This window comes from Serratia ureilytica (assembly GCF_017309605.1).
Classification (GTDB): Bacteria; Pseudomonadota; Gammaproteobacteria; order Enterobacterales; family Enterobacteriaceae; genus Serratia; species Serratia ureilytica.
On sequence record NZ_CP071320.1, the window covers coordinates 3,257,143 to 3,270,358 of the forward strand.

Annotated in this window: 9 protein-coding genes; 4 read left to right on the forward strand and 5 right to left on the reverse strand. The window is 61.7% G+C overall.

Annotated elements, in window-relative coordinates; translation table 11 throughout:
* Nucleotides 1–36: 36 nt before the first annotated feature.
* The 5 genes from serS to lrp form a co-directional block, all read right to left on the reverse strand.
* Nucleotides 37–1,329: a serine--tRNA ligase gene (gene serS, locus J0X03_RS15295; protein WP_160204148.1), complete on the reverse strand. Its 1,293-nt coding sequence runs from the start codon at nt 1,327–1,329 to the stop codon at nt 37–39.
* Nucleotides 1,330–1,438: 109 nt separating this feature from the next.
* A complete protein-coding gene (locus tag J0X03_RS15300; RefSeq protein ID WP_046897122.1) occupies nt 1,439–2,725 on the reverse strand; it encodes a replication-associated recombination protein A in 1,287 nt (428 codons plus the stop codon).
* A 67-nt stretch (nt 2,726–2,792) separates the two neighbouring features.
* A complete protein-coding gene (gene lolA, locus J0X03_RS15305; RefSeq protein WP_033642555.1) occupies nt 2,793–3,404 on the reverse strand; it encodes an outer membrane lipoprotein periplasmic chaperone LolA in 612 nt (203 codons plus the stop codon).
* 198 nt (nt 3,405–3,602) lie between these two features.
* Nucleotides 3,603–7,223: a DNA translocase FtsK 4TM domain-containing protein gene (locus tag J0X03_RS15310; RefSeq protein WP_160204147.1), complete on the reverse strand. Its 3,621-nt coding sequence runs from the start codon at nt 7,221–7,223 to the stop codon at nt 3,603–3,605.
* 120 nt (nt 7,224–7,343) lie between these two features.
* Entirely contained in the window at nt 7,344–7,838 is a 495-nt protein-coding gene (gene lrp / locus J0X03_RS15315; protein ID WP_004928318.1) for a leucine-responsive transcriptional regulator Lrp, read from the reverse strand.
* A gap of 55 nt (nt 7,839–7,893) precedes the next feature.
* Here lrp and J0X03_RS15320 point away from each other — a divergent pair, with 55 nt between their 5' ends.
* The 4 genes from J0X03_RS15320 (at nt 7,894) to cydC (ending at nt 13,213) form a co-directional block, all read left to right on the forward strand.
* On the forward strand, nt 7,894–8,334 hold the full coding sequence (locus tag J0X03_RS15320; RefSeq protein ID WP_129993320.1) for a hypothetical protein: 441 nt from the start codon (nt 7,894–7,896) through the stop codon (nt 8,332–8,334).
* A gap of 158 nt (nt 8,335–8,492) precedes the next feature.
* Nucleotides 8,493–9,464: a thioredoxin-disulfide reductase gene (trxB, locus tag J0X03_RS15325; protein WP_019454557.1), complete on the forward strand. Its 972-nt coding sequence runs from the start codon at nt 8,493–8,495 to the stop codon at nt 9,462–9,464.
* A gap of 240 nt (nt 9,465–9,704) precedes the next feature.
* A complete protein-coding gene (gene cydD / locus J0X03_RS15330) occupies nt 9,705–11,471 on the forward strand; it encodes a heme ABC transporter permease/ATP-binding protein CydD (protein ID WP_089196844.1) in 1,767 nt (588 codons plus the stop codon).
* A gap of 2 nt (nt 11,472–11,473) precedes the next feature.
* Entirely contained in the window at nt 11,474–13,213 is a 1,740-nt protein-coding gene (gene cydC, locus J0X03_RS15335) for a heme ABC transporter ATP-binding protein/permease CydC (protein WP_160204146.1), read from the forward strand.
* Nucleotides 13,214–13,216 lie beyond the last annotated feature (3 nt).

Here is a 13,216-nt window from a genome sequence, read left to right on the forward strand (position 1 = left end):
AGCGCCCGTAGGCGCTTTTTTCTAATGCTTTGCCGTTTAACCGATGTATTCCAGGCCGCCCATATAAGGACGCAGCACTTCTGGCACCTGAATGCGGCCGTCGGCCTGCTGGTAGTTTTCCAGCACCGCCACCAGCGTACGGCCGACCGCCAGGCCGGAACCGTTCAGCGTGTGGACCAGACGCGGCTTCTTGTCGGCCTTGCTGCGGCAGCGAGCCTGCATGCGGCGCGCCTGGAAATCCCACATGTTGGAGCAGGACGAGATCTCGCGGTAGGTATCCTGCGCCGGCAGCCAGACTTCCAGATCGTAGGTTTTGCACGCACCGAAGCCCATGTCGCCGGTGCACAGCAGCACCTTGCGGTAAGGCAGGTTCAACAGCTGCAGCACTTTTTCCGCGTGGCCGGTCAGCTCTTCCAGGGCATCCATCGAATCTTCCGGACGGACTACCTGCACCATCTCGACCTTGTCGAACTGGTGCATGCGGATCAAACCGCGGGTATCGCGGCCGTAAGAACCGGCTTCGGCACGGAAGCATGGCGTGTGCGCGGTCATCTTCAGCGGCAGAGATTCCTCTTCCACGATCTCGTCGCGCACCAGGTTGGTCAGCGGCACTTCCGCCGTTGGGATCAGCGCGTAGTTGCTGCTGTCGGCTTCTTCTTCCAGCGGGCGGGTATGGAACAGGTCTTCGCCGAACTTCGGCAGTTGGCCGGTGCCGTACAGCGTGGCGTGGTTGACCAGGTAAGGCACGTAGGCCTCCAGGTAGCCGTGCTGTTCGGTGTGCAGATCCAGCATGAACTGGGACAGCGCGCGGTGCATGCGGGCGATTTGCCCTTTCATCACCACGAAGCGCGAACCGGTCAGCTTAACCGCGGCGGCAAAATCCAGCCCGCCGGCCATTTCGCCCAGATCGACATGATCGCGCACCGCGAAGTCGTATTGGCGCGGTTCACCCCAGCGGGTGACTTCCAGGTTTTCGCTGTCGTCTTTACCGTCCGGCACGGCGTCGTCCGGCAGGTTAGGCAGCGTCAGGGCATAATCGCGGATCTCGCTCTGCAGCGCATCCAGTTCCGCCTTGGCGGCATCCAGCTTGTCACCCAGCTCGTTCACTTCGCGACGCAGCGGCTCGATGTCTTCCCCACGCGCTTTGGCCGCGCCGATGGATTTCGATCGGGAGTTGCGTTCCGCTTGCAGCGTTTCAGTTTCTACCTGCAGAACTTTGCGGCGTTCTTCCTGCGAACGCAGCAGATCCAGATCGAGTTTAAAGCCTCGGCGAGCCAGTTTGACGGCGACTGCGTCTAGCTCATTACGCAGCAGATTGGGATCGAGCATGCTAATCCTGTGCTTGTTGTTATTGAAAGAAGTGTTGTTGTTCTATGCGGCTGATTTATAGCCGCATAAAAGAAGAGTGATACCCGCTAACCTTACCGCAACGGCCACGCTAGCGGTAGCGTTTTGTCGGGCTATTTTGATCCTGCTCAGCCAGCCATGCCAACTTTTCGCCGATTTTCCCTTCCAGCCCGCGCGAGGTCGGTTGATAGTAGCGCGTGTTGGCCATTTCGGGCGGGAAGTAGTTCTCGCCGGCGGCGTAGGCGTTGGGTTCGTCGTGAGCGTAACGGTATTCCGCCCCCAGCCCCATTTCCTTCATCAGCTTGGTCGGCGCGTTGCGCAAATGCTCCGGCACGTCATAATCGGCCTGCTCTTTGGCGTCGCGCATGGCGGCCTTGAACGCGGTGTAAACCGCGTTGCTTTTCGGCGCGCAGGCCAGGTAAACAATCGCCTGCGCAATGGCGCGCTCGCCCTCCGCCGGCCCCACGCGGGTGAAACAATCCCAGGCGGCGATCGCCACCTGCATGCCGCGCGGATCGGCGTTGCCCACGTCTTCAGAGGCAATCGCCAACAGACGGCGCGCCACATAGAGCGGATCGCCGCCGGCGGTAATGATGCGCGCATACCAGTACAGCGCGGCGTCCGGCGCCGAACCACGCACCGATTTATGCAGCGCGGAAATCAGGTCGTAATAACGGTCGCCCTTGTTGTCGAAGCGCGCGCTGCGCTCGCCCGACACCTCCTTCAGCAGCTCCGGCGTCAGCACCCGCACGCCTTTGGCGTCGAGCTCCGCCATGTCCGCCATCATTTCCAGGCTGTTCAGCGCCCGGCGCGCATCGCCGCCCACCAGCTCCGACAGCAGGCGGCGCGTTTCCGCCGGCAGCTCGACGTTCTGGCCGCCAAAACCGCGCGCCTTGTCGTTCATCGCCTGATCCAGCACCTGGCCGATATCTTCGGCGGTCAGCGCCTTCAACAAATAGACGCGGGCGCGCGACAGCAGCGCTGAGTTCAGTTCGAACGACGGGTTTTCGGTAGTGGCGCCGATAAAGGTGATGGTGCCGTCTTCAATGTGCGGCAGGAAGGCGTCCTGCTGACTTTTGTTGAAGCGGTGCACTTCATCGACGAACAGAATAGTGCGGCGGCCGGCGTCGCGGTTTTGCCGCGCCCGTTCGATCGCCTCGCGGATCTCCTTGATCCCGGAGGTCACGGCGGAGATCCGTTCGACGTCCGCCTGACCATAACGGCCGATCAGCTCTGCCAGCGTCGTCTTCCCTGTGCCCGGCGGCCCCCATAAAATCATCGAGTGCAGCTGCCCGGCCTCGATAGCGCGCGGCAGCGGCTTGCCGGCGGCCAGCAGGTGCTGCTGGCCGATATACTGCGCCAGCGTGGTCGGCCGCATACGCGCGGCCAACGGCTGGAACTCGTTCTGGGAAAAATCGAGCGACAGATTATTACTCACTTGCACCTCACTGGCGCTGGTCGTCCAGCGTCACCCCCTTCGGCGGGGTAAATTTGAATTTGGCCGGATCGGCGGTGACGTTCTGCTGGCTTTTCAGCGTATAAGCGCTGCGCTGGCCGTCCTGCTCCACCGCGGCGAAGCTGCGGATGGTGCCGCTGTTGGTCACGCTGATGGCGAACTGCTTCAGGTTGCCGCTGGCGGATTTCGGCGTCAGCTCGAAATCATCGCCCTTTTGCTTCACGTTGTACTGCTTCCAGTCGCTGGCATTGTTGCGGGTGATCAGCATAAACGGCGTATTGCCGGTGGCGTTCTTCAGCCAGGTCGCCGTCACCTGCTCAACGAACGGGTTATAGAACCACAGGGTTTGGCCATCGGAGACCAGCACGCTCTCATCGGGTGACGTCATGTGCCAGTTGAACAGGTTCGGCCGCTTCACCCACAGCTCACCTTCACCCTGTTGCACCGCGGCGCCGTCGGCGCTGGTCACGGTTTGCGAGAAGCTGGCGTGGAAACTGTTCACCTTCGCCAGGCGACTTTGCAGATCCTGTGCGGCGTCGGCCAGCACGGAGGTAGAAGCGAATCCCGAAAGCAGACAGCAGGCAACTAACAGTTTTTTCATTATTCCAGATACCTTATGAAATGCGTTAACCGCAAGGCGGCGCCGTGCGGGTCAAATCAACCCTTTACCCCGTTACTTTACCCGAAGCCGGCGAACGGCCGGTAGGCCAATGTTCCGAGAAGAAACGGGTTTACGCTTCTTTGCACAAGGGCCGCTTAAGCGGCCCTTTCTTATTGAGTTGCAATGGCTAAACGACCATCAATCGTGCCGCGGCGGCGCCAGCACCTCGCGGTTGCCGTTGTGCCCCTGCTCGCTGACGATGCCCTGCGCTTCCATCTGTTCGATGATGCGCGCGGCGCGGTTATAGCCGATGCGGAACTGGCGCTGTACGCCGGAGATGGAGGCGCGGCGTTTATCCACCACGAAATCCACCGCCTGATCAAACAGCGGGTCCAGCTCTTCGTCACCGTCCATACCGCCGCCGGCACCGCCCTCGCCGTCTTCACCGCCGCTGAGAATGCCCTCTTTATATTGGGGCCGCTCGCGCGCTTTCCAATCCTTGACCACCGCGTGCACTTCCTGATCGCGCACGAATGCGCCATGTACGCGCACCGGGATCGAGGAGTTCGGCGCCAGATAAAGCATATCACCCATGCCCAGCAAGGACTCGGCCCCCCCCTGATCGAGGATGGTGCGAGAGTCTATCTTGCTCGACACGGTAAAGGCGATACGCGTCGGGATGTTGGCCTTGATCAGGCCGGTGATCACATCCACCGACGGACGCTGGGTCGCCAGCACCAGGTGGATACCCGCCGCACGCGCTTTTTGCGCCAGACGGGCGATCAGCTCTTCGACCTTCTTGCCGACCGTCATGATCAGATCGGCGAATTCGTCGACCATCACCACGATGTACGGCTCTTTCTCCAGCACCGGCGGCGTGATGTCCATGCTGTCGGTCGGTTTCCAGAACGGATCCGGGATCGGACGCCCCATCGCTTCGGCCTGATCGACACGTTCGTTGTAGCCGGCCAGGTTACGCACGCCCAGAGCTGACATCAGCTTATAGCGGCGTTCCATTTCGCCCACGCACCAGCGCAGCGCATTGGCGGCGTCTTTCATGTCGGTGACCACGTCGGTCAACAGGTGCGGAATGCCTTCGTAAACCGACAGTTCCAGCATTTTCGGGTCAATCATGATAAAGCGCACTTCTTTCGGCGTGGCCTTATACAGGATGCTCAGGATCATGGCGTTGACCCCGACCGATTTACCGGAGCCGGTGGTACCGGCGACCAGCAAGTGCGGCATTTTGCCCAGATCGGCCACCACCGGCTCGCCGGAGATGTCTTTACCCAATACGATGGACAGCGGCGACGGGTTGTCGCGGAAGGCCGGGCAATCCAGCACCTCGCGCAGGTATACCGTTTGCCGCTTGGCGTTCGGCAGCTCCAGACCGACATAAGGCTTACCGGGGATCACTTCCACCACGCGCACCGCCGAAGTCGACAGCGAGCGCGCCAGATCGCGCGACAGGTTGGAAATGCGCGCCGCTTTAACGCCCGGCGCCAGATCCAGCTCGAAGCGGGTGATGACCGGCCCCGGCAGGATGTCCACCACGTCGGCTTTCACGCGATAATCGGCCAGGCTGGCCTCCACCAGGCGCGCTTTCTGTTCCAGCGCGAAGGAATCGACCGGCTCCACTTCTTTCGGCGCTTCGGTCAGCAGATCCAGCGTCGGCAGAGGCGTGGTCGGTTTCTGCAGCGGCTGATCGTTGCGCATCAGGAACGGGTGAATCAAGCTGTCCATCGCCGGATGCTGCTCGGCCTGAGGTTGCTGAGGCTGCTGCACCTGCGGCTGCTGATGCTGATATTGCTGCTGCGACGGCTGCTGGTATTGTTGAGGCTGCGGGTGCGATTGCTGAGGTTGAGCAGCCGGCGCCGCAGGCTCAAACTGGCCGAACGGCACGTCGTCCTCTTGCTCGCTTTCCAGTTCAATGCGCTCTTCAAGCTGCGGCGACAGCGTGAACATCGGCTCGCTCGGGCCATCGTCCACCAGATCCGCCATTGGCGAGAAGCTGAAAGCATTGCGGGTATCGACCGGGCTGGCGGCCGGCGCCTGCGGAGCAGGCTCTTGCTGGCCATAACGCGCCTGCTGCTGCTCGGCGAATGCCTGACGCAGCGCAGCCTCTTGCCGCGCCGCTTCGTCGTCCTGCTGGTCTTCGCCGTAACGCTGGCTCTGTTGTTCGGCGAACGCTATGCTAAGCTCAGCCTCCTGCTGAGCCTGTTCATCATCCTGCTCCGGCGCGTAGCTTTCGCCGTAGCGCTGGCTTTGCTGCTCGGCGAACGCCTGGCGCAGCGCGGCTTCTTGCAACGCCTCTTCTTCCTGCGGGTTCGCCGCCGTCAGCTGTTGAGGCTCCGCCTCTGTCTGGCGCTGTTCCTGTTCGGCCGCACGCTGCGAAGGCAGCTTGATACCGTAGGAAGCCAGCTCGCGACGGGTCGGGATGCGCACCGGGTTCGGCCGCGGCAGCTCAGGACCGATGCCCTGCTTAACCTGCGGATTGCCGTCGCTGGTCGCCGTGAAGGCCGGCATAAAGGTCGCCGCCGCAACGCCCGCAGCAGCGGCTGCCGCCGTATCCGGCTGCGGTTTGGCGCCGGTGGCGCTGAAACCGCTCGAACTGCCGATGTCAACGCTGTCACGCTGTGCGGCGGTAAAATCAAAGGGAGAACGCGCCGGCGGCTGCGGCGCGGCCGGCTCTTGCCAGTTGCCAAGGCGCGGCTCATCGTCATCCTGATAAGGATCGACAGGACGCGTCGCCTTAGGCGCAGGCGTTTCTTCCGGGATCTCGAAGGAATACAGCGGCGGCGTAGCGTCTTGCGCCGGCGCACTTACCGGGTGCTGATTGACCGAGGCCGGCGCGGCCGGCGCCACCGTTACCGACGGCGCCTGAGCGGCGATCGGCGCAGCAACGGGCTCGTGGATCTCTGCCTTCACCGTCGGTGCAGGCGAAGCCACCGGCGCGCTGGGTGCGGCTACTGCTTCAAGCTCACCATCGTCGGCGCGCAGGCCGCTGAGCAACGGATCGGCGGCGTCTTCCGCCGCCGCTTTGGCGCTTTCGGTAACCGAAGGCGCGGAGAACAGCACGTCGTCATCGGCGGCCGCGGCTCCGACGGCGGTCGCGGCAACCGCTGCGGCGGCACCCTTCCCTGCCTGCTCAGGCTCGTCGTCAACGTAACGCTCGTCATCTTCGAAATAGCGCTCTTCGCGGCGTGAGCGATTGGTCATCACCGTCGCAACGCCCAACACCGCCCCGCCGATCTTCTCGGCGATCACCAGCCAGGACCAGCCGGTAAACAGCGTCAACCCCGCCGCCCATACGCACAGCAGTGCCAGCGTAGCGCCGATGCCGTTGAACCACGGCAACATGGCGTTGCTCAGCAGGCTGCCGATCACGCCGCCGGAGGCGAAGTAATAGAGATCGTCAACGTTCAGCGCCGCCAACCCACAGGAGGTGAGCACTAACGCCAGGGTGCCGATCAGGCGCAGGGAAAGCGCGAAATAGTCGATGTAGTCTCTGTTGCTGCGTTGGCGATAAGCCGCCCAGCACAGGACCAGCATGATCGGCGGTATCGCGTAGGCGAGCACCCCGAAGGTGAAGAACAGCGTATCGGCCAACCAGGCCCCGACACCGCCGCCCAGATTGTGAATCGGCTCATGCCACGCGGTCTGCGACCAGCTTGGGTCAGACGGGTTGAAACTGACCAGCGCAGCCATGAGGTAAACGGCAAAAATCGCTACCACGATAAGCACAGCTTCCAGCAAACGCCGGCCACTGCTGAGTCTTTTCAGGGTAACTTCTTTATCTTCTGTATATTCCTGGCTCAAGAAAGGCTCTCCAGGTTCCTGTTAGCTGACATAGCAACAGCGCCGAGAAACTGCCCCGGCGCCGAAACTGTATGAATAAACAGGAGTGTAACCAATTTAATCAGGTTTTGCACCTGCACCTTACCGTGTTTTGATAACCAGACGGTTACTCTGTTTCACTTCTTCCATCACTACGTAGGTACGGGTGTCGTTAACCCCCGGCAAACGCAGCAAGGTTTCGCCCAGCAATTTGCGGTAAGCCGACATGTCCGGTACACGGGTTTTCAACAGGTAGTCGAAATCGCCGGAAACCAGATGACACTCCTGAATCTCTTCAAGCTTCTGCACTGCCGAGTTGAATTGCTCAAACACATCCGGCGCGCCGCGGTTCAACGTGATCTCCACGAAAACCAGCAGGGACGCATCCAGATAATGCGGGTTCAGCAATGCGGTATAGCCATGAATGAAACCCTGGCGCTCGAGACGGCGCACGCGTTCCAAACATGGTGTCGGGGATAACCCCACGCGCTTCGAAAGCTCGACGTTCGAAATACGCCCATCCTTCTGCAGCTCATTCAGGATGTTGCGGTCGATACGGTCAAGATCTTTACCCGGGCGTTTCTTGTTGTCTGCCATTATTATTGTCTCTCTTATTTTCTTCCGTGCACTTGCCACACCCTAGCCAACGTCAATGTGTAAGGGTTCGTTCCAAGCGAAGACCCGATGCCTGTCATGTGCTTCTTCACTACCATCATTCCACGCCGCGCAGCCTGTCTGTCCAACTCCGCGCAGCGCCGGCAACGATGTTTCGGTCGAGAAAAAATCAGCAAACGCTTGCGCGCCCTGCTCCGCACTCCCGCTGCGTATCGTCGCCTTGCGGCGCAAATACGTACGATTTGCTGGTGTTACGGGGATAATTTCTTCTTCCTATGATGTTTTCGCAAATGCGCAGCGGATTGTCAAAGTAAAAGAAGCAAAATCAGAACAACGTACCGTCATGAAAAGTCTGCATCCCATTTTTGATTATGAATCGCTGGCTGATAAACCCCGGTCGGGAGCGGCGGAAGCCGCAGAGTGCGCCGTTTTTGCACGGTTGGCGATTCGCTGGCCGAATGCGGCTTTGATAAGTTAAATTTCTGCGTTCGACGACCGATTTACCGACAACGGATGCATTAATAGGCGACAACTATCATACAAATCGTTAACAACGTCGCCCGGCGCTTTTTTTACTGCGCCATTTTCCCTACAATCGGCTTCATTGTCCGCCATTGTGGAATAAAGAGGTTATTCATGGGCACGGCTAAACATAGCAAATTACTGATTCTGGGTTCCGGCCCGGCCGGTTACACCGCCGCCGTCTACGCGGCGCGCGCCAACCTGAACCCGGTGCTGATCACCGGTCTGGAACAAGGCGGCCAGCTGACCACCACCACCGAAGTGGAAAACTGGCCCGGCGACGCCGAAGGCCTGACCGGCCCGGCGTTGATGGAGCGCATGCGCGAGCACGCGGAGAAGTTCCAGACTGAAATCGTCTTCGACCACATCAACAGCGTCGATCTGCAGCAGCGTCCGTTCCGCCTGTTCGGCGACAGCGGTGAATACAGCTGCGACGCGCTGATCATCGCGACCGGCGCCTCCGCCCGCTATCTTGGCCTGCCTTCCGAAGACGCGTTCAAGGGCAAAGGCGTTTCCGCCTGCGCAACCTGCGACGGTTTCTTCTACCGCAACCAGAAAGTCGCGGTGGTCGGCGGCGGCAATACCGCCGTTGAAGAAGCGCTGTACCTGTCAAACATCGCCGCCGAGGTTCACCTGATCCACCGTCGCGACAGCTTCCGTTCGGAGAAAATCCTGATCGACCGGCTGATGGAAAAAGTGAAGAGCGGCAACATCGTGCTGCACACCGACCATACGCTGGACGAAGTGCTGGGCGATGAAATGGGCGTGACCGGCGTGCGTATCCGCAGCACCAAAGCGGAGAACGAAACCCGTGAGCTGGAACTGGCCGGCGTGTTCATCGCCATCGGCCACAGCCCGAACACCGGCATCTTCGGCGGTCAGCTGGAGCTGGAAAACGGCTACATCAAGGTGCAGTCCGGCATTCACGGCAATGCGACCCAAACCACTATCCCCGGCGTCTTCGCCGCGGGCGACGTGATGGATCACATCTACCGTCAGGCGATCACCTCCGCCGGCACCGGCTGCATGGCGGCGCTGGACGCAGAGCGTTATCTGGACGGCATCGCCGGCGCAGAAGTCTGCTAAGACGTTTTCATCATCGGCAAAAAGCGGCTCTCGAGCCGCTTTTTTTGTTTCTGGGCTCAGCAATCTCTCTCTCCCATCTGTTATAGCCATATTTGCCCGCTTTATTCTTTTCAGTCTGCCGGGTCACGAGGTAACATGAGGCCTCGCTTGTTTGTCGCCGATTGCGCCAAACACTATTATTTAACAGTACGTTAACCCAGCCCGTAACAAACGGGCGCCGGCGACGCAGACGCATATCTGATGAAAAAAACCAGACAGCAACAGTTAACCCGTTGGCTTAAAACCCAGAGTTCGTTAGCGCAGCGTTGGCTGCGCCTTTCCATGCTGTTGGGGTTGTTCAGCGGCCTGCTGATCGTGGCGCAGGCGTGGCTGCTGGCCAGCCTGCTGCACGCCCTGATCATCGAACATACCCCGCGTGAGCAACTGATCCCTTCGTTTATCTGGCTGGCCATCGCGTTCGCGCTGCGGGCGCTGCTGAGCTGGCTGCGGGAACGGGTCGGTTTTCTGTGTGGGCAGGTGATCCGCCAGCGCATGCGCCGGCAGGTGCTGGATAAGCTGCAGCAGCTCGGGCCGGCCTGGATCCAGGGCAAACCGGCGGGCAGCTGGGCTAGCATCATCGTCGAGCAGATCGAGGATATGCAGGACTATTACTCGCGCTATCTGCCGCAGATGTATCTGGCGGTGTTTATCCCGCTGCTGATCCTGATCGCCGTCTTCCCGATCAACTGGGCCGCCGGTTTGATTCTGTTGGCGACCGCGCCGCTCATCCCGCTGTTTATGGCGCTGGTGGGCATGGGGGCCGCCGACGCCAACCGCCGCAACTTTGTGGCGCTGGCGCGATTGAGCGGTAACTTCCTCGACCGCCTGCGCGGCCTGGACACCCTGCGGCTATTCGACCGCGCGCAGGCCGAAACCGCGCAGATCGCCAAATCCTCCGAAGACTTCCGCAGCCGCACCATGGAAGTGCTGCGCATGGCCTTCCTCTCCTCCGGTGTGCTGGAGTTCTTCGCGTCGATCTCCATCGCCGTAGTGGCGGTGTATTTCGGCTTTTCTTACCTCGGCGAACTCAACTTCGGCAGCTATGGCCTCGGCGTAACGCTGTTTTCCGGTTTTCTGGTGCTGATACTGGCGCCGGAGTTCTTCCAACCGCTGCGCGATCTCGGCACCTTCTATCATGCCAAGGCGCAGGCGGTCGGCGCGGCGGAAGCGCTGGAAACCTTCCTCAGCGCCGAAGGCGAGCAGATGGGCAACGGCACGCGGAAGTTGCCCGCCGATCAACCGCTGACGCTACAGGCGAACGAATTGGAAATTCTGTCGCCGAACGGCGTGTTGCTGGCCGGGCCGCTGAGTTTCACCCTGCAACCGCAGCAGCGCGTGGCGCTAGTCGGGCTGAGCGGCGCCGGCAAAAGTTCGCTGCTCAATCTGCTGCTCGGCTTCCTGCCCTACCGTGGATCGTTGACCGTCAACGGCATCGAACTGCGTGACCTGTCCGCAGAGAACTGGAGGCAGCAGCTGAGCTGGGTCGGGCAAAACCCGCACCTGCCGGCGCAAACCTTGCGCGCCAATATCCTGCTGGGCTGCCCGCAGGCCGACGAAACGCAGCTGCAGCAGGCGGTGGAACACGCCTACGTCAGCGAGCTGTTGCCGTATCTGCCGCAGGGGCTCGACACCGAAGTGGGCGATAACGCCGCCCGCCTGTCGGTCGGCCAGGCGCAGCGCGTGGCGGTCGCCCGAGCGCTGATCGGCCCGCGCCGCTTGCTGCTGCTCGATGAACCGGCCGCCAGCCTCGATGCCCATAGCGAACAACGGGTGATGCAGGCGTTGAATGCCGCTTCGCATCAACAAACCACCCTGCTGGTGACGCATCAGCTGGAAGATACCGAAGACTACGATCAGATTTGGGTGATGGATAACGGGCGTATCGTGCAACAGGGCGATTACGCCACCCTCAGCGCCCAACCGGGCCTGTTCGCCACTCTGATCGCCCACCGCCGCGGGGAGCTTTAATCATGCGCGTGTTGCTGCCGTTTTTGGCGTTGTATCGCCGCCATAGCCTGCTGATTAGCCTGGGCATCATTTTGGCGATCGTCACCCTGCTGGCCAGCATCGGCCTGCTGGCGCTCTCCGGCTGGTTCCTGGCCGCCTCTTCGCTGGCCGGATTGGCGGGCCTGCTAACCTTCAACTACATGCTGCCCGCCGCCGGCGTGCGCGGCGCGGCGATCTTCCGCACCGCCGGGCGCTACGCCGAGCGCGTGGTCAGCCACGACGCCACCTTCCGCGTGCTGTCGCACCTGCGGGTGTTCACCTTCAGCAAGATCCTGCCGCTGACGCCGGGCGGCATCGCCCGTTTCCGCCAGGCCGACCTGCTCAACCGCCTGGTGGCGGACGTGGACACGCTGGATCATCTTTATCTGCGGGTGATCTCGCCGCTGATCAGCGCGGCGGTGGTGATCCTGGTCGTCACTTACGGCCTGAGCTGGCTGGATCCTGCACTCGCCCTGACGCTGGGCGGCATTCTGCTGCTGTTGCTGCTGCTGGTGCCGCCGGTGTTCTATCGCGCCGGCAAACCGATCGGCGGCCAACTCACCGCGCTGCGCGGTCAATACCGCACCGACCTGACCGCCTGGCTGCAGGGGCAGGCGGAACTGGTGGTGTTCGGTGCCGTCAACGACTTCCGCCAGACGCTGAACGCCACCGAACAGCGGTGGCAACGCCGCCAGTGGCAGCAGGCCTCGCTGAGCGGCAAGGCGCAGGCGCTGATGATCCTCGCCAGCGGGCTGACGGTGACGCTGCTGCTGTGGCTGACCGCCGCGGGCATCGGCGGCGATACCCAACCCGGCGCGTTGATCGCGCTGTTTGTCTTCGCCGCGCTGGCGTCGTTCGAAGCGCTGATGCCGGTGGCCGGCGCCTTCCAGCATCTCGGTCAGGTGATCGCCTCCGCCACGCGGGTCAAACAGATCATCGATCGCCAGCCGGAAGTCACCTTCCCTGCCGCCGGCCCGGCCGCGGCCGATCGAGCTCAGCTCAGCCTGCAGCAGTTGAGTTTCACCTACCCCGATCAGCCGCAGCCGGTGCTGCGCGACGTTACGCTCGAGGTGGCAGCAGGCGAACACATCGCCTTGCTCGGCCGCACCGGCTGCGGCAAGTCCACCCTGCTGCAGCTGCTGACCCGCGCCTGGCGCACCGACGGCGGAAAAATTCTGCTCAACGGCGAACCGCTGGAGGATTATGATGAAACCACGCTGCGCCGAATGACCACTGTCGTCAGCCAGCGAGTGCATATCTTCAGCGATACGCTGCGGGAAAACCTGCGGCTGGCCGCACCGAATGCCGACGACGCTCGTCTGAGTGACGTCCTGCAGCAGGTGGGGCTCGGCAAATTGCTGGCCGGCGACGGCGGGCTGAACGCCTGGCTCGGCGAAGGCGGCCGCCAACTGTCCGGCGGCGAACAACGCCGACTGGGTATCGCCCGCGCGCTGCTGCATCCGGCCCCGCTGCTGCTGCTTGACGAACCGACCGAAGGGCTGGACGCCGAAACCGAGCAGCAGATCCTGGCGCTGCTGCGCCGGCATTGTCAGGGCAAAACGCTGATCCTGGTGACGCACCGTTTGTACGGCCTGGAACATCTCGACCGCATTTGCGTGATGGATGACGGCCAAATTGTCGAACAGGGCAATCACGCGGACCTGATGCGCCAGCAGGGCCGCTATGCCCGCTTTCGCAACCGTATCAGCAACCTGGCGCCTTAATCG